Below are 16,645 nucleotides of genomic sequence, written 5' to 3' on the forward strand. Positions count from 1 at the left end.
TAGGGTTTGTCATATGAAGTATAAATTATATCTCATTGGCCTGGCTTTATTAATTTCCGGCGATATTTTGGCTCAGACCGGCCCTCCGCCAGCATATTTTCAATTGGTAAAAAAAGCAAACACCTTATTTCAAAAAAAGGAATATCAACAATCAGCATCAGCTTACAGTGCAGCTTTCAATACATTTAACGGACGCGCGATCCTGAATGACCGTTATAATGCAGCCTGCGCCTGGGCGAGATCCGGTAAGGCGGACAGCGCGTTTTTTCATTTATTTAAAGTTGCCAATGCCGGAAAATATGCCGATGACCAGCACCTCGCTATCGATTCTGATCTGGCATCCATTCATAAGGATTCCCGATGGGCAGATTTAATGACTATCGTTCGTAATAATAAAACTGCATTGGAAGCACAATACAACCTACCGGTCAAAAAACAATTAGAAGATATTTTCGCGTCCGATCAGTATTACCGTCGGAAAGCGGACAGCATGCAGAACAGATTCGGTTTCAAATCACCTCAAATGCAGTCGTTGTTAGACAGCATGAAAACGCAAGACAAGATCAACCTGCAGAAAACAACAGCAATCCTGGACAAATATGGCTGGCTGGGCCCCGATAAAGTAGGAAACATCGCCAACCTGGCACTTTTTGCGGTGATCGTCCATGCAGATCTTCCTACCATGGAGAAATATTTCCCTTTGCTTAAAGATGCGGCAGATAAGAACGCAACATCAAAAGGTAACCTCGCTTTGTTACAGGACAAGATCGAATCTGCCAGATACCACTATCAAACCTACGGTACACAGTTAGATAAGGATGAAAAGACTAACAAATTTTCATTCGTACCGATAAAAGATAAGGAGCATGTGAATGAGCGCCGTGATGCCGTTGGCCTGCCGCCGATCGAGGCGTATGCTAAGCAGTGGGGTATAACGAGTTTATTAAATTAATTTATTATGAAAACGATATTGATGTTTTGCTTTTTGGCAATTTCAGGCATGTCTTTATACGGCAACGATTATAACAACAAGGATGGTGTAATGAATAAGGTTAATTCAATATATGGGGAATGGAGGGAAAAGAAAAATGAAACCGATTCCGCCGGGACATTTAGAATGATTTTCTTTCCGGGCGGAAAAGTTAATGTAATCCGTAAATTAAATAATTATATCGGTTTTTTTAAAATTCATAATGATAAAATTGATTATGTAGACGGCTCCATCACTATTGCTGATAAATACCCGTTTACCGCCACCTTCATTGAGCCAAATGAAATAAAGTTAGTCATCAACTACCGGGACAAATCTGAAACCAAATACTTAATCAAAACCAAGGACATTAAATCAGGATTTCAACTAATAGATAAGAACTTGTAAAGGGGAGCCGAAAAGCTGTAAGAGCAAGCATAATTTTAATTCATATTTATTCATGGAAGCATTAAATTCTAAAAAGTTTAAGACTTTAGAAAAGCAGAATTAAAAAATGTTATGAGGAGCCTTGAGCAACCAACAAACCAGTCCATCTGGACATATGGTTACGATGAAGTACCTTCACATTGGGACTACTCCGTGTCGGAAGACGCGCCTCCCGGTCCTATCTACACTTAAAAAGAAGGTACTGCTTTCTTTATTTCAAAGATTTAAATATAACATTATCAAAAGTACCAACACTCGCTATAAAGGTATCCCTCAAAATTGTATTTCAATTTGGTTGCACCGTTAGAGCAGCAGGCGGATTTCAGAGCCTTTATAAGAATTGAAAGAAGGGCGATATTCGAAGTATCCGAAGTCAGTTAAATCTTTTATGCATTTATGATACGTTACAATTGAGTTGATATGTGAAAGTACCATGAGTTCCTTCCTTGCTATCTTTAATTTTGGTGAAAATTCATTGATGCTCCAAAGCCATATCAGTCCGAAATATAAACTGATATGGCTTGGCAGAAGGCGACTGTCCCGGTTGGCCCTGTCATAAAAACGCTGCAATTGCCTGAATGCTTGACTCAATTCTCGCCCTCCAATAATTTCAGAATATCGTCATTTTTATAATACATGATCTTGCCGACACGTGAAAACCGGATAGTTCCGTTAATGCGAAGGGTTTGCAATGTGCTTGAAGATATACTGAGCAATTTACGGACTTCCGCGCTTTTAAGCCATTGCTTTGCTTGTACTTTTGGTGCCGAGATGATGGATTTAATATCCTCTAACAATTGCAGCCGAAATTGCTGCAAGTCGTCTCTGGTAAGTAACTCGATTGCCGCCATAATATTTAATTAAGAATTATGAAGCAAAAATCGCAGCAGTGACCGTTCCTGTTATCCGATGTTATCCGAGTCGGATGTGATTTCTTTAAAGTATATTTTAGGTTTAAACATTTGATGCCGCAAACAACCACATCAAATTCGAGGGATTACATAGCATTTATTGATCATTTAATCTTTGCTGCTTCTTCAATTCCTTTTGAACTTCTGTCAGTAACTGATCCGCAGTAGGCAGATATAATTGATAACGGGTCGCGAAAATGTTGCTGTTTTCCGGCAAAGAAAATTTGACGACAGTATCGTTTTTTTCCAGGCATAAAAGTATACCGACCGTAGGCGTTTCATGTGCCAGCTTTTCAACCCGGTCAAAATAATTTACATACATCTGTAGCTGCCCTATGTCCTGATGTGTAATTTTATGTGTCTTCAGTTCAACGATCACGAAACATTGAAGCAGCCTGTTGTAAAAAACCAGATCGATAAAAAAATCATCACCGTCCAGATGTATCCGTTTTTGACGCGCTACAAAAGAATATCCATTTCCGAGTTCAAGCATAAATTCCTGAAGATGCGTGATCAGCGCGGACTCGATGTCCCTTTCAAAGTAAGCTGCTTCCTGTTTGAGGCCCAGGAACTCTAAAACCATCGGGTCTTTGATGATCTCCTGTGGGGCTTCGGATTGCTTTTCATTTCGGGCTACCGAGAGGACTCTGTCTTGATCCGTGCTTAATAGCAGACGTTCATACAACTGGCTATTGATCTGACGCTCCATTTGCCTTGATGTCCAGTTGTTCTTAACTGTTTCACCTATGTAGAAATCTCTTTTTTCCGCTGTTTCCATACTTAATAGGGAGCGGTAATGCGTCCATGTCAATTGTGTACGCAGTGCGTTCACAATTGGAAAGCTCCTGTAAAATTGCCTGAAGTGATTAAGGTTCCTCGCAGAGAACGCCGTCCCGAATTGAGGCATGAGTTTTTCGGAAAGGTATGGGATCAGGCGTTCGCCATAAATGGCGCGTTCCTGACCATCTTGCTCTTCTTCGAAGATACGTCGGCCAATGTACCAGTACATCCTGACACGTTCAAAATCTACAGAGCGAATTGCCGATTCTCTCGCCGTACTTATAATTGATTGTATATCACCGATGATCGATTTCGATGCTTCCATATAATATTTTGTATTTTTAAGTTGTTGGTAGACAGGCATCAATTTTTATGAGCCAATTTTTGATCGAAGGGCGCTCATGTCCCTGCTTAGTTTCAGATTTAGCACTTTAGCATACTCCTGTGTGGTTTTGATACTCGCATGGCCCAGCATAACAGACACGCTTTCTATAGGCACATCGTTGGCCAGCGTTATCGTAGTAGCAAAAGTATGTCGTGCGATATGAAAGGTCAGGGTCTGCTTGATCTTACAGAGTTCAGCGATCTCCTTCAGGTAGTCGTTGACCTTTTGATTGGAGGGTACCGGGAAGAGCAGCCCGGTATTGGCGCACTTCGGATGATACTCATATTTTCGTATGAGCTCAATTGCTTGCGGTAAAAGCGGGACCCGGGTTGGGATATCGGTTTTTTGGCGATTGGTCATGATCCATATTTCGCCGTCGTAACGGTTAGTCAGGTGCTCACGGTGCAGATTCTTAATGTCAATGTACGCCAGGCCTGTGTAGCAGCTGAACAGGAAAATATCCCTGATCTGTTCAAGTCGTGCAGACGAAAAGTTCTTTTCGGCAATACGTTTCAGGTCGTCTTGTTCCAGGCATATCCGGTTAACCCGTTTCGTTTTGCCTTTGTATTTCAGGAATGGGTTGCGGTCAATCCAGCCGTTATCCAGGCAGATGGTGATGATCTTTTTAAAGTTCCTCATGTACTTAACGGCCGAATTATTGCCGCAGTTGCGCTCTGATCTTAGCCAGAAATCATAATCCGTAATGAATTGGTGATCTACTTTTTTGACAGGAATATCTGAAAGATTAAAACGCCACTTGAGAAAGCGCTGTGTATGGCTCAACGATATTTTATACCGGCTTAGTGTACCTTTTGAATTTTCTTTGCCGACGAGCTTACCGAATTTCTCGTTGTGATTTTCAAAGATTTCGATGAGCATTTTCGGGTTCTCTTCTTTGCCCAGGAAACGACATTTCAAACTCTCTGCGGTAATGTCATCTCCCGCTTTGATCATTGCTGAATGCGCGTCATCGATCTTCGCGCGTAGGGTGTCGAGGTAATTATTGAGCGATTTTACGGTTTCTTTCGTTCCCTTCATTCGCCCTGCTGATGGTATCCACTGCGAAGGTTCGCATTCACGGCCGGTGGTGATTTCTGTGCGCTTACTGTCAATCGTAATACGCATGTAGATAGGCATAGGACCTGTCTGATAGCTCTTTGGTCTCTTCAAATAAAAGAGCACACTGAAAATTGTCTTCATAATGACTCACTAAATGGTTAAACAAATATCCGTTTGCGGCCATTTTCTGACAAGATGTTCATTTTTTGAACTGGCTGTCAATCAGTGTTTTAAACCATTTCTGGTGAGTTAATCAATTGATTAACTTTACTCACCGAATTACTCACCAGAATCATGCGAAACGGCGTATAAAACAGCTTGTTGGTTTAAAGCAAAAAGCCTGTTTTCGTGCGAAAAACAGGCTTTCAGTCATTTTTGGTATGAAAATCAGCGGAGAGGGAGGGATTCGAACCCTCGATACCCTTTTGGAGTATACACACTTTCCAGGCGTGCTCTTTCGACCACTCAGACACCTCTCCGTGTAAATGTGGAGTGCAAAGGTAAAATATTTGCCCTTACAATCAATAAAAAAGCGAAGCCCGTTTAAACCGGGCCCCGCTTTCACAAAAACTTAACTCTACTTACAAAAATTGCACTCGCATTGGTATGACTATTATGATATGCTTTGGTTTAATTTGAGTAAAAAATAGTAGGCTGTAATGCAGATACATAATTTTAGCTTATGTTTGCTCCGCACTGTCACAAGGCGGTGGTTAACATAAAATACTGTTTTGGTTGCAATGCTGAGCATCAACGACATTAAAAAACCTATTGCTGCTGATATTGATGCGTTTGAGGAGAAATTCAGGAACTCGATGAAGAGTTCTGTTCCGCTGCTTGACCGCATTACACATTATATTGTAAAGCGTAAAGGCAAGCAGATCCGCCCTATGTTCGTGTTCTTTTCGGCCAGTATTTGCGGGGGCATCAATGAGGCAACGCACCGTGGGGCTGCATTAGTTGAACTGTTGCATACGGCATCACTTGTGCATGATGATGTGGTTGACAACTCCTATCAGCGCCGCGGCTTTTTCTCTATCAATGCTTTATGGAAAAACAAGATAGCCGTTTTGGTAGGAGATTACCTGCTTTCAAAAGGCTTACTGCTTTCTATCGATAATAATGATTTCCAACTGTTGCGTATCGTATCCGACGCTGTTAAGCAAATGAGCGAAGGTGAACTTATGCAGATTGAAAAGGTGCGCCGTATGGATATTGGCGAACCGGTTTATTATGATGTAATCAGGCAGAAAACAGCATCGCTTATCGCATCATGCTGCGCCTGTGGGGCTGCATCTGCCGGAGCCAGCGATGAGATTATCGAAAAAATGCGCCTCTTTGGCGAGAAGATTGGCATAGCTTTCCAGATTAAGGATGATATGTTTGACTTTGGTACTGATGATGTGGGGAAACCATTAGGAATCGATATCAAGGAGAAAAAAGTTACTTTGCCGCTTATTTATGCGCTGGCCAATTGCAGCAGTTCAGAAAAAAAGAGGGTGATCAACCTGGTGAAGAACCATAATGAAGACCCTAAAAAAATAGCCGAGATCATCAAATTCGTAAAGGATACCGGCGGCCTTCAATATGCCGAAACGCAAATGAAGCGTTTCCAGGATGAGGCTTTCGAAATCCTGAATACTTTTCCTGACAGTGATTCGCACCGCGGGTTGGAGCAACTGGTAAAGTTCACTACCGAGCGAAACAAATAATTAATTTATGGCTTTTGTAAATTACTGACTTTTTAAAGATGTACTGTTTATCTTTATCATAACCGGTATTTACAATTATGACAACAACAGTCCCTACGTTGTTTGAGTGGGCGGGTGGTACACCTGCTTTTGAACAGCTTTTCAATCAATTTTATGATAAGGTTTTGGCCGATGAACTGCTGGAGCCCGTATTTAAGCATATGTCGCCTCAGCATCGGATGCATGTGGCTCATTTTGTAAGCGAAGTTTTTGGCGGACCTAAAACTTACAGCGAAACCGAAGGCAGCCACTATGCCATGATCAATAAACATTTGCAAAAGCATTTAACAGAAGCGCACCGCAAACGCTGGATTGAACTGTTGCTGCAAACTGCGGATGAGCTATCGCTGCCAGATGATCCTGAGTTTCGTTCGGCTTTTATGGCTTACCTGGAATGGGGTACTCGGATAGCGGTATTAAATTCTCAAACGGATAATACAACAGAAAGCCCGGATACGCCGATGCCGCAATGGGGCTGGGGCGTGCCAGGAGGCCCTTACAATCCCTGAAAAGATAAACACGGGTATGTAAAATGGTTATTGCTGTTAACAGGTTGATCATATTTACCCGCTTTCCGGCGTTTATGTTCGGGTAAACTTATTAACTTCGTAAATGCAGTCCTTACAATCTCTCTTTCCCAAAATAGGTTTCTTCTCTATCCTTGATGTATTGCTGGTGGCATTGATTATTTACCAGTTGTACAACCTCATCAGGGGGACTATTGCGGCCAATATCTTTATCGGTTTTGCGGTGATCTTTGCCCTAAACTTTGTAGTGAAGGCATTGGATATGAAGCTGCTTACCATTATCCTGGGTAAGTTTGTTGATGTGGGGATCATTGCCATTATCGTAGTGTTTCAGCAGGAGGTGAGGCGGTTTTTATTATTGGTAGGCAAGAATGCTTCACTACAGCGTAATAAAGCCTGGTGGCAGTATTTCTTCGGAAAATCCGAAGTTGAGAAAAACAACTATGCCCGAATCAAGCCCATTATTGATGCCTGCAAAAGCCTAAAGCAAACCCGTACCGGGGCGCTTATCGTTTTTGCCAAGTATTATGATGAGCAGTTTTACCAAAACAGCTGTGAGGTTGTGGAGGCTAAAATTTCAAAACGCTTGCTGGAAAGTATCTTTCAAAAAACCAGTCCGCTGCATGATGGGGCGGTAGTAATTTCGGAGAATAAAATTAAATCGGCCAGTTGTATTTTGCCGCTTACCGAAAAAACAGACCTGCCGGCACAGTTTGGTTTGCGTCACAGGGCAGGTATAGGTGTAACAGAGGCTAATGAGGCAACTGCCATCATCGTATCTGAAGAAACCGGCGAGATTTCATACGCTAAGCAGGGCCGGGTTAAAATGAATATCAGCTTTGCGGAGCTGGAGAAGGTTTTGAATAAGGATTTTTGAAGCTGAAGAAAGTCCAACATCTCAAGTGGCGCAAGTCTTGTGTGGAGGATAGTGCTGGGCCGACTTGTGACGCTGCAATTAATGTACCGTCAATCAACTATATATGAAACCTGTAAGGTCTTATTGTTTAAGGATCTGGTTTACCTCTTTCTTAATTGCTCCTGTTATTATATTGGTAGCGCAGTTGCCATTTGGCGGTGAGGGCAATTTTTTTTCTGAACCTCTGTGGTCAATGCTGCAATTAATGTCATATATGCTTTATATGGTATTCTTCGGATTGTTGCTATCTGTGCCTGGCTTTATATTGTTTTATTTAATAACAAGCTTGCTTAGTAAGATCATCTTAAACAGAAACTTAGTGAAGCTAACATTATCTGTGATTGGTATAGCACTTTTTGTACTTTTATTTTTCTTATTGTTCCATACACGGTCATTTTTAAACAAAAGGGGCTTTATTGCTTATTCAGCATATCCACTTCTCTTTTTGTCTGGAATATGGTTTTATAAGTTGAATGCGGACAAAAGCATTATCACGGAGTAACTTTATCTTTCTTCACCTTAACGCTATCCGGATTAACTACGTCTATTCTTTTAATCAGCATATGATATTTCATTCCCGGCTCATCTGTTTTAACAACGGGCATATTATCACTCGGGTAAGTTTTAACTACCGGCATACGGCTGTAAACAGGTTCATCGGCGATAAGCTCTCGGGTATTTAACAAGGTGTTATTATTTAGGAGCCCGTTTTTCGGAAGTATCGGAATCAACTTCGATAGATTAGTATCTGCCTTTAATGGTTTCAGGTTAAAAAGCTTATCGACAGGATTATTATTGTTAGGCACTTTATTAAGCGTTTGTGCTTTAAGCTGACCTGCACAGGCTATCAGAATAACAAAAAATAAAGTTTTTTTCATGGCGATAATATTTTATACTAATATACCTATCATTCAATAATATTTAAATGTTAAATAATGTTATTAAATGTTAAATGCTTTTGAATTGTACCCAAATACCAAAGCTGTAAAATCATAGATTTTGTTACTTTTGTTGAAAATTTAAAAACCGATGAGCGAACTCATTAAAAAACAAGTGAACGATGCAAAGGCTTTGATGGAAAAGGCCATTGACCATGCAGATAGCGAATTAAATAAAATACGTGCAGGTAAGGCGAGCCCTTCATTACTTGACGATATCAGGGTTGATTACTATGGCACCCAAACACCATTAAGCCAGATAGGCAGTGTTAACACCCCTGATGCCCGTACCATTGTTGTTCAGCCATGGGAAAAATCATTGTTAAACCCTATCGAAAAAGCTATTAAAGAAGCTAACTTAGGTGTTAACCCACAAAACGACGGTATCATTATCCGTATCAATGTACCACCACTTACCGAAGAGCGTCGTCGTGACCTGGTTAAGAAAGCTAAAGCAGAAGCTGAAACCGGTAAGGTAGCTGTTCGGAACATCCGTAAAGATGCCAACGAAAAGATCAAGAAACTAAAATCAGAAGGTGTTTCTGAGGATGAAATAAAAACAGGTGAGGCTGAAGTTCAAAAACTTACCGACGCTTACATCGCTAAAGTTGATCAGCTTTCAGAGGCTAAAGAAAAAGATATCATGACGGTTTAATATTAACCTTATGTCAAATTAAAAGGGAATGAGCTACTTAGCCATTCCCTTTTTTTATGTTTGTTGCCGAAACATGAATGTATTAATCTCTTACTTAAAAAAACACCGCTGGATTGTGGTATTTGCACTATTCCTGGCGGCCATGAATATAGGTTTCTCGCTGTTGGATCCCTGGATAACCGGTCGTATAGTTGACCGCGTTATTGAACAGCGCACCTCCCTTCACTATGACGAATATTTAAACAAAGTATTATTGCTTGTAGGGGCAGCTATTGGTGTTGCCATGGTATCGCGGATAGCCAAAAACTTCCAGGATTATTTTACCAATATCATTACCCAAAAGGTTGGCGCCGAAATGTATGCCGATGGCTTAAAGCACTCGCTTGAGCTGCCGTACCAGGTATTTGAAGATCAGCGCAGCGGCGAAACCCTGGGCATATTACAAAAGGTACGGCTGGATTGCGAAAAGTTTATTACCTCTTTTATCGGGATCCTGTTTGTATCGTTAATCGGGATGGTATTTGTAATTGTTTACTCTATCAATGTGAGTTATAAGGTTACGCTTGTTTATTTTGCTGCAATACCCGTTATTGCCTTTGTAAGTATGGCCATGAGCCGGAGGATCAAGAAAATCCAGAAAACAATCGTAGCCGAAACAACTGCTCTTGCAGGTTCAACTACCGAGTCGTTAAGAAATATCGAACTGGTAAAAAGCCTGGGTTTGGCAAAGCAGGAAATAGCAAGGTTAAATAATACAACCTACAAAATCCTCGACCTGGAACTGAAAAAAGTGAAGTACGTGCGCAGCATGAGCTTTGTACAGGGAACCACGGTAAATTTCGTGCGCAGCGTAATGGTTGTGGTACTGTTAATGCTCATCTTTAAGAGTACTATTTCGCCGGGCCAGTACTTTAGCTTTTTGTTTTATTCCTTCTTTTTATTTAACCCTTTGCAGGAGTTGGGCAACGTGATCCTTTCATGGCGCGAGGCCGAGGTTTCTCTTGGTAACTTCAACAGGATATTGAGCATCCCTATTGATAAAAAACCTGAAAAGCCGGTGCTGCTTGAAAAAGTAGATAAACTGACCTTTAACGATGTTAGTTTTAAACACCTAACGGCTAACCGTAACGCGCTTAATCATATCAGCTTCGAAACTAATTCGGGTGAAACGATAGCGTTTGTAGGGCCGTCGGGTTCGGGTAAAACAACGCTGGTGAAATTACTGGTAGGTTTGTATCAGCCTTTACAGGGGGATATTTTATACAATGGTACGGTAAGCAATGATATCGATCTTGATCAGTTGCGTGAGAAGATTGGTTTTGTAACCCAGGATACACAACTGTTTTCCGGTACTATCCGCGAGAACCTGCAATTTGTGCGTCCCAATGCTACCGATGAGGAATGTATGGATGTACTGCAACGTGCCGCCTGCCAAACCCTGCTTGCCCGCGCTGATAAAGGTTTAAGTACTGTAATTGGCGAAGGTGGTGTAAAAGTTTCGGGTGGTGAAAAACAGCGTCTTTCCATAGCGCGAGCGTTACTGCGCCAACCGGATATCCTGGTATTTGACGAAGCTACCTCATCACTTGATTCTATCACCGAAGAGGAGATCACAGAAACCATCCGTAATGTATCCGAAAAAGAAAATCATATCACTATCCTGATCGCTCACCGATTATCAACTATTATGCATGCCGACAGTATTTATGTACTGGAGAAAGGCCGCATTATTGAAGGCGGTAAACATGCCGATCTGATTGCTCAAAAAGGTTTGTACTACGCTATGTGGAGGCAACAGATAGGAGAGAAGGATACAGCAGATGCGTTGGATTGAAATCCCCATTTTATAAAGAAGGGGCTGTAGCATAATCGTGATACAGCCCCTTCTTATTTTGACTTATTCGGATACTTAAGTGATAGGTAGTTTTGGGTTGACTCTACTGACAGAAGGGGGTTAACAGGGTTAACAGAATTTTGTGCCTATTTTTACTTATATCGCTTGTAGTCAATTAGTTGGGTGTTTTTTATGCCAAAAAAGTGTTAACCCCCCTTTTTAGTATAAATATTATCGGCTAAGTTACAATTCAAAGGTAACACAACACCAGGGGTGGTCAATTTGATTTTTGATACAGCGTCTTCTTATTTTTCTTTGTTTCATTATAATGACGTGATCGTAAGCTATTGATTATTAGGTCTATTTTTGATTTTTTTTGTGATATGGGCGTTGCCTGCGGCCCGGGCTATCCGCTGCAAGTCCTCGCCTTCCCTGCCCGCAAACCCAACCCGCGCTGTGGGCTTTACGCTTCTATCCCTAACGCTGCCCCCACGCAATACCCTAAAACATAGATTAGACGTCATCACGATTTTTTCAGGATTTTCCTGATGGGTGACTTGCAATGACGGAGTTAAACCTTTATACCTCCGGCGGTGCAAGTACTACGGTAGTAGTAGCTATCTTAGTGTTTGCCATATGCTCAAACAAACTTACAGCATTTTTTATCGCTGCTTCGTGTTCAGTTTCAGGTATCGTATTAAGTACCTCTAAAAATTGTTTCCACTTTAAGCCAAGCTGATCGCCATACACCTGGTAATAATGATAGTTCAGATTGTAAGGCAACAACTGCTCATTGGTTTTGAGGCGTTTTGCTATGACGCTGCCGCCAAGCGTTGCGCCTTCCAACACATACATGGCACCCAAAACTGAGGCATCACTGTTTACGTCGATAAAACCGGGGGCAGTGTTTGGCGCCCCCCCCACTGCCGAATTGATCTCCTCCAGGTCACGTAGTAATGCCGGTAGTTTTATCCTGCTTTCGATATGCAGTTTTTGACGCAGTTTATCGCTAAGAGCAGAAAACAAAAAATCTTCTGTTGCGAGGTGAGTAGCATAGTTTACTGTCAATATGGTTTGATACTGCTCAAATGTAAGCGAGCCATCCATAATCTGGCTTACAAACATTTTTTGCTCAAGCTGATCATGCAAATGGGCTGTAGCCTGTTTTATTTTTTCATGAAGCATAGATATGCGTGTTTTTTACGCCGCTAAGATACCATCTATGCATTTGTAAAGATCATCAAGTGCAAAAGGTTTCGCGAGGAATGAAGTTGCATTGAGCATTTTAGCGAGGTGTATAATATTTTCATGACCAGAAAATAATACAAAAGGTATAGTCCTGTGGTCATCATATTGATGAATTTCTTTAATGATCTCCCCGGCCTGCCGCTGGCCAATATAGTTATCGAGTATGATCAGGTCGGGCAAAAAGTTTTCGATTTGTGCTACAACCTCGTGGCCGTCGCGTTTAACCTCAACCTCATATTTATCGCCCAGAGCGATGCCCATGATGTCGGCTATATCGGCATCATCTTCAATAACTAATATTTTTTTCAATGCTTTAATTGATATTAAGGTTTTTAGTGAACCAAAAGTTATAAAGTGATTCAACGCAACTTACCAGGTTTAAATAACCGGCGGGCTTAGTTAAATAGGCATTAGCGCCAAATTCAAGCGATGCTTTAACGTCTTTGGGATTATCAGAGGTTGAAAAAAATACCACAGGCACATACTTTAAAAATGGAATTTCACGGATACGTTTTACCAGATCGAGCCCCGAAAGCCCCGGCAAATTGAGATCGAGCAGTATAAGCTTCGGTTTAACCCTGGCTTCGGTAAGCTGCTTTAATTGCTCAAGCGCATCTTTCCCATTATCAATGATCTTTACGGTAAGTCCATTTTTTACTTCTTGTACGGCATGCTGCATTATAAATGCAAAATCTTCGTCATCTTCAACATATAAAATATCAGGCGAACTCACAACTAACTAATTTTAAAAGATATATAAAAAACTGTGCCAAATCCTAATTTGCTTTCAAACCAAATACGTGCTTTGTGTTTTTCAACAATGCGTTTTACAATGGCAAGGCCAACGCCTGTGCCCTCAAACTCCAGCGCGTTGTCCATGCGTTTAAATAATTCAAACACACGGTTATAATAGTTAACATCAATACCAACGCCGTTGTCAGATACGGAATAAACTATTTCGTTGGTTTTAACCACTCCTTCAATTTTTACTTTGGATGGGGTTGCTTTTGATGAATATTTAACGGCGTTATTAATCAAATTGGTGAACACCTGTGTTATCATTACACTGTCTCCTTCAATTGATGGTGTTTCGCCAATGGTAAATTCAATATTTTCAGGGTTCAGGGCCGATAGTACTTCCCTTTTAATTTCATTTAGTAACAGCTTCATGTTAATTGGCACCGCTTCAATTTCGGCACGGCCCACACGCGAGTAATGCAGGATCTCTTTAATGAGCATATGCATTTTGTCGGTACCCTTTATAATCCTGTCGAGCATTTTCTTAGCCTGTTCATCCAGGCTTTTGTTGCTCGATAGCAGCAACTCTGAGTAATTTTTTATAGAAGAAAGTGGGGTCCGCAGGTCATGCGATATGGTATAACTAAAAGTGTCCAGCTCATCATAGGCCAGTTGCAAACGTTCGTTCAGGATCCTGATCTCGTTTGCTTTACGGTTAATGGCATAAATGATGTCTTCCCGTACCCGTAAAACTGCAGTGATCTCATCTTGTTTCCACTTTTCTGAGGTGTTTTTGACGATTTGTGTCCAGCTTTCAAATGATTTCCTTGGTGATAGCTGTAATAAGCCATTTGCCGTTTCTTCAACCGGTTTTTCGGGATTGCCTGCCCAGTTAATAGACTTTATTTGCTCCGGTTTAAACCAGATGATCATTTCGCCAAGTTCTCTTGACAATGAACAGGCCAATATACCACTGGCAACGCCGCTGTAATCCTTTGCCGCCGGGAATATCTCAGGGAAACGGTGCGTGCTGTAAACGGTATCAACCATATTTACTTTAAGCCATTCAATTATGTCGGTAATTTGCTCTTCTGTAGGCGCCTGTCCTATGATGTTTATTTCGTCATCATATATCAGTGCTGCACCTGTTGCTGTGGTAACATCTTTAATTGTAACCTTATTGCGGGTTAATGCAAAAGTGAAATCGGTGTCTTTTTTTATATAATCGGCAATGGTATTGACCGCCTCACCCAGTTCATGGAGTTTTGCCGAGTCTTCTTCGTCTTGTCTGTATTCCAAAGCTGATGACAGGATTTGGCCGATCAGTTTAGAGGCATCGCGCGATTTATAATCTATAAATCGGGGCGAATAATTATGGCAGGCGATAAGTCCCCAAAGTTCACCGTGGGCGATAAGTGAAATACTAAAGCTCGACCCAACCCCCATGTTTTTTAAATACTGGATGTGGATAGGTGATACTGCCCGTAATACCGAATGGGTAAGGTCGAGCGGTACAGTTCCTTCCTCATAAGTAATAATAGCCGAACTTTCTGAATTTACATCGGCTATGATACGGGTAAGATTGATCTTATAAAGCTCGCGGGCCTGTTTGGGGATATCCGATGCCGGATAATGTAAACCTAAAAAAGGTTCCAGGTCGTCGTTCTTCACTTCGGCAGTTACCTCGCCGTGCCCGTCCTCATTAAATTTATAGATCATTACCCTATCATAGTTGATGATCTTTTTTATTTCAAAGGCAGCGTTTTGCAGCAATATGGATAGATTTTTACCACTTAAGATCTCAGCTACGGAGCGACCAATAGTTTTTTGGATGTCATGCCCCAGGTCTGATTCGGTCGGCTCAAATTCCAGCACCAGGTCATTAGTTGAATGACTGATGATGAGATTATAATTAACGCCTTTTATATCAATAGCCAGTGGATTAATGGTGTCCGAGCTTTTTGAACCTTTGGCCAGGTTTAGCAATTGTTGTAAGGATGCGGTATTGCTTGCTATGGCTAATTGCTCTTCCAGCTCAGCAATATTTTTACCTAACAGCCTGGCGGCATTAACACCGGTGTAGCTTTCAATGTTTTGGCTGATGTAGGAAATGTTGTACGATTGGCTGTTTACAGCGATCAAAAAACCGTGCGATTGGATCTTTCCGGGGATATGGATGGGTTCTCTGTCGCAGTTGGTCAGGTCTACCTGGTAACTCATAGTATGTTTTATAGGATCAATGACCGTGTAAAATACAAAAAATTCACTTTTATGAAATATATTTTTTAAATAGGTAAGTTGTAAGGAGGGGGGTATTTGCGGAATAAATAAATCATGTCATTGCGAGTACCCATCAGGGGAAGCCTGAAAAAAATCGTAATGACGTAAAAAATATATTCCAGCGATACTGTGCGGGGGCCGCGTTAGTGATAGTAGCGGATACCGGCCATGTGGCTAATGCCTGTGCAGTATGAGCGGATAGCACGGGCCGCAGGCAACGCCCACATTCACAAAACTGATAAAAAACATACTTAATAATCAATAACATACGATCACGTCATTATAAGGAGCCGCGTAGGCCTAAGTTAAGGGGCGACGTGGCAATCCCGTAGTTATATTGAGCGGACATGCATTGGCTACAAGGTTGCCACGCTGCGCTTAAATGTCGTGTTTTTATAAGTGTTGGTATTATTTGCGAATCAACGTTAACCCCTAAATATTCTTATTCTCAATCATCCGGAAAAACTCGTCGCGGTAAGTGTCGCCAACGGGGATGATCTTCTCACCTATCTGGATACGGCTCCGTTCAATGCTGTCTATTTTATTGAGGGCGACGATATACGATTTATGAACCCGCACGAAATGTTTTTCGGGTAAGGCATCCTCCATCTTTTTCATGCCCTGCAGGGTGATGATCCGCTCAGCAGAGGTGAAGATGCTGATATAGTCTTTCAAGCCTTCTATAAAAAGGATATCGTGCAAATAAACCTTCTGAATTTTATGCTCGGTTTTTACAAAGATAAAATCGGTTGAAAAATCATCCTGCTGCACAGGTTCGGCCTGTACAACTACCTGCTGCGGCTTAGCCACTACCGGTTGGATAATGCTTTGAGCCTTTTGCACCGATTTAAAAAAGCGATCAAATGCGATAGGCTTTAAAAGGTAATCAACCACGTCAAGTTCATAGCCCTCAAGCGCATATTGTGGATAAGCGGTGGTTAAAATAACTTTGGCCTTGCCGTTGGCTATTTTCAAAAACTGGATGCCGGTAAGCTCGGGCATTTGCACATCTAAAAATACCAGGTCAACTTCTGCGGCCTGAACCATGGTGAGCGCCTCGATAGGGTTGGTTGTGGCTTTAACCAATTGCAAAAAAGGCATCTTGGAAATATAGTCTTCCAAAATATGCAGCGCCAAAGGCTCATCGTCAACTACCAAACATCTGATCATAGCGTAAAAATAATGTAATAATGGATATCTTAAATT

General features: G+C 41.5%; 16 protein-coding genes and 1 tRNA gene. 7 read left to right on the top strand and 10 right to left on the bottom strand.

Annotated elements, in window-relative coordinates:
* The first annotated feature begins 13 nt into the window (after positions 1–13).
* The gene (locus ACEN9X_RS14895) at positions 14–952 is read left to right on the top strand and encodes a DUF6624 domain-containing protein (RefSeq protein ID WP_413671097.1); all 939 of its coding nucleotides are present in this window, start codon (positions 14–16) and stop codon (positions 950–952) included.
* Between the two features lie 6 nt (positions 953–958).
* Positions 959–1,378: a hypothetical protein gene (locus ACEN9X_RS14900; RefSeq protein WP_143065312.1), complete on the top strand. Its 420-nt coding sequence runs from the start codon at positions 959–961 to the stop codon at positions 1,376–1,378.
* Positions 1,379–2,004: 626 nt separating this feature from the next.
* Here the strand turns inward: ACEN9X_RS14900 and ACEN9X_RS14905 are convergent.
* The 4 genes from ACEN9X_RS14905 to ACEN9X_RS14920 form a co-directional block, all read right to left on the bottom strand.
* Complete coding sequence (locus ACEN9X_RS14905; protein WP_091220957.1) at positions 2,005–2,268, bottom strand: helix-turn-helix domain-containing protein; 264 nt, start codon at positions 2,266–2,268, stop codon at positions 2,005–2,007.
* Between the two features lie 157 nt (positions 2,269–2,425).
* Complete coding sequence (locus ACEN9X_RS14910; protein WP_413671098.1) at positions 2,426–3,433, bottom strand: PDDEXK nuclease domain-containing protein; 1,008 nt, start codon at positions 3,431–3,433, stop codon at positions 2,426–2,428.
* 45 nt (positions 3,434–3,478) lie between these two features.
* Positions 3,479–4,693, bottom strand: a complete 1,215-nt coding sequence (locus ACEN9X_RS14915) for a site-specific integrase (protein ID WP_413671099.1) — start codon at positions 4,691–4,693, stop codon at positions 3,479–3,481.
* A 250-nt stretch (positions 4,694–4,943) separates the two neighbouring features.
* A tRNA-Ser gene (locus ACEN9X_RS14920) sits at positions 4,944–5,031 on the bottom strand.
* Between the two features lie 261 nt (positions 5,032–5,292).
* Between ACEN9X_RS14920 and ACEN9X_RS14925 the strand changes: the two genes are divergently transcribed.
* The 3 genes from ACEN9X_RS14925 to cdaA all read left to right on the top strand — a co-directional run bounded on the left by ACEN9X_RS14925 (position 5,293) and on the right by cdaA (position 7,707).
* On the top strand, positions 5,293–6,264 hold the full coding sequence (locus ACEN9X_RS14925; RefSeq protein ID WP_413671100.1) for a polyprenyl synthetase family protein: 972 nt from the start codon (positions 5,293–5,295) through the stop codon (positions 6,262–6,264).
* 77 nt (positions 6,265–6,341) lie between these two features.
* Positions 6,342–6,812, top strand: coding sequence for a group II truncated hemoglobin (locus tag ACEN9X_RS14930; protein WP_413671101.1), 471 nt, complete (start codon positions 6,342–6,344; stop codon positions 6,810–6,812).
* Positions 6,813–6,915: 103 nt separating this feature from the next.
* Positions 6,916–7,707 (top strand): diadenylate cyclase CdaA, encoded by a 792-nt coding sequence (gene cdaA / locus ACEN9X_RS14935; protein WP_112575059.1) that lies wholly within the window; start codon positions 6,916–6,918, stop codon positions 7,705–7,707.
* 530 nt (positions 7,708–8,237) lie between these two features.
* Here cdaA and ACEN9X_RS14940 read toward each other — a convergent pair.
* Entirely contained in the window at positions 8,238–8,624 is a 387-nt protein-coding gene (locus tag ACEN9X_RS14940; RefSeq protein WP_413671102.1) for a hypothetical protein, read from the bottom strand.
* A gap of 151 nt (positions 8,625–8,775) precedes the next feature.
* Between ACEN9X_RS14940 and frr the strand changes: the two genes are divergently transcribed.
* Both frr and ACEN9X_RS14950 read left to right on the top strand, forming a co-directional pair.
* Positions 8,776–9,339 (top strand): ribosome recycling factor, encoded by a 564-nt coding sequence (gene frr / locus ACEN9X_RS14945; protein ID WP_413671103.1) that lies wholly within the window; start codon positions 8,776–8,778, stop codon positions 9,337–9,339.
* A gap of 73 nt (positions 9,340–9,412) precedes the next feature.
* A complete protein-coding gene (locus ACEN9X_RS14950; protein WP_413671104.1) occupies positions 9,413–11,173 on the top strand; it encodes an ABC transporter ATP-binding protein in 1,761 nt (586 codons plus the stop codon).
* A gap of 579 nt (positions 11,174–11,752) precedes the next feature.
* Here the strand turns inward: ACEN9X_RS14950 and ACEN9X_RS14955 are convergent.
* From ACEN9X_RS14955 to ACEN9X_RS14975, 5 genes are all read right to left on the bottom strand, one after another.
* Positions 11,753–12,358, bottom strand: coding sequence for a biliverdin-producing heme oxygenase (locus tag ACEN9X_RS14955; RefSeq protein WP_413671105.1), 606 nt, complete (start codon positions 12,356–12,358; stop codon positions 11,753–11,755).
* Positions 12,359–12,373: 15 nt separating this feature from the next.
* Entirely contained in the window at positions 12,374–12,730 is a 357-nt protein-coding gene (locus tag ACEN9X_RS14960; protein ID WP_413671106.1) for a response regulator, read from the bottom strand.
* 4 nt (positions 12,731–12,734) lie between these two features.
* Positions 12,735–13,154: a response regulator gene (locus ACEN9X_RS14965; RefSeq protein WP_413671107.1), complete on the bottom strand. Its 420-nt coding sequence runs from the start codon at positions 13,152–13,154 to the stop codon at positions 12,735–12,737.
* Positions 13,155–13,156: 2 nt separating this feature from the next.
* Complete coding sequence (locus ACEN9X_RS14970) at positions 13,157–15,379, bottom strand: ATP-binding protein (RefSeq protein WP_413671108.1); 2,223 nt, start codon at positions 15,377–15,379, stop codon at positions 13,157–13,159.
* 492 nt (positions 15,380–15,871) lie between these two features.
* On the bottom strand, positions 15,872–16,609 hold the full coding sequence (locus tag ACEN9X_RS14975; protein WP_413671109.1) for a LytR/AlgR family response regulator transcription factor: 738 nt from the start codon (positions 16,607–16,609) through the stop codon (positions 15,872–15,874).
* Positions 16,610–16,645: the final 36 nt, after the last annotated feature.

The sequence above is a fragment of the Mucilaginibacter sp. Mucisp86 genome, from assembly GCF_047324315.1.
Classification (GTDB): Bacteria; Bacteroidota; Bacteroidia; order Sphingobacteriales; family Sphingobacteriaceae; genus Mucilaginibacter.

Bases quoted from the DNA above. Each gene is read 5' to 3' on its own strand.
- ACEN9X_RS14905 (WP_091220957.1), bottom strand. From the start codon at position 2,268: ATGGCGGCAATCGAGTTACTTACCAGAGACGACTTGCAGCAATTTCGG.
- ACEN9X_RS14955 (WP_413671105.1), bottom strand. From the start codon at position 12,358: ATGCTTCATGAAAAAATAAAACAGGCTACAGCCCATTTGCATGATCAG.
- ACEN9X_RS14970 (WP_413671108.1), bottom strand. From the start codon at position 15,379: ATGAGTTACCAGGTAGACCTGACCAACTGCGACAGAGAACCCATCCAT.
- ACEN9X_RS14975 (WP_413671109.1), bottom strand. From the start codon at position 16,609: ATGATCAGATGTTTGGTAGTTGACGATGAGCCTTTGGCGCTGCATATT.
- cdaA (WP_112575059.1), top strand. From the start codon at position 6,916: ATGCAGTCCTTACAATCTCTCTTTCCCAAAATAGGTTTCTTCTCTATC.
- ACEN9X_RS14915 (WP_413671099.1), bottom strand. From the start codon at position 4,693: ATGAAGACAATTTTCAGTGTGCTCTTTTATTTGAAGAGACCAAAGAGC.
- ACEN9X_RS14900 (WP_143065312.1), top strand. From the start codon at position 959: ATGAAAACGATATTGATGTTTTGCTTTTTGGCAATTTCAGGCATGTCT.
- ACEN9X_RS14930 (WP_413671101.1), top strand. From the start codon at position 6,342: ATGACAACAACAGTCCCTACGTTGTTTGAGTGGGCGGGTGGTACACCT.
- ACEN9X_RS14925 (WP_413671100.1), top strand. From the start codon at position 5,293: ATGCTGAGCATCAACGACATTAAAAAACCTATTGCTGCTGATATTGAT.
- frr (WP_413671103.1), top strand. From the start codon at position 8,776: ATGAGCGAACTCATTAAAAAACAAGTGAACGATGCAAAGGCTTTGATG.
- ACEN9X_RS14895 (WP_413671097.1), top strand. From the start codon at position 14: ATGAAGTATAAATTATATCTCATTGGCCTGGCTTTATTAATTTCCGGC.
- ACEN9X_RS14950 (WP_413671104.1), top strand. From the start codon at position 9,413: ATGAATGTATTAATCTCTTACTTAAAAAAACACCGCTGGATTGTGGTA.
- ACEN9X_RS14940 (WP_413671102.1), bottom strand. From the start codon at position 8,624: ATGAAAAAAACTTTATTTTTTGTTATTCTGATAGCCTGTGCAGGTCAG.
- ACEN9X_RS14910 (WP_413671098.1), bottom strand. From the start codon at position 3,433: ATGGAAGCATCGAAATCGATCATCGGTGATATACAATCAATTATAAGT.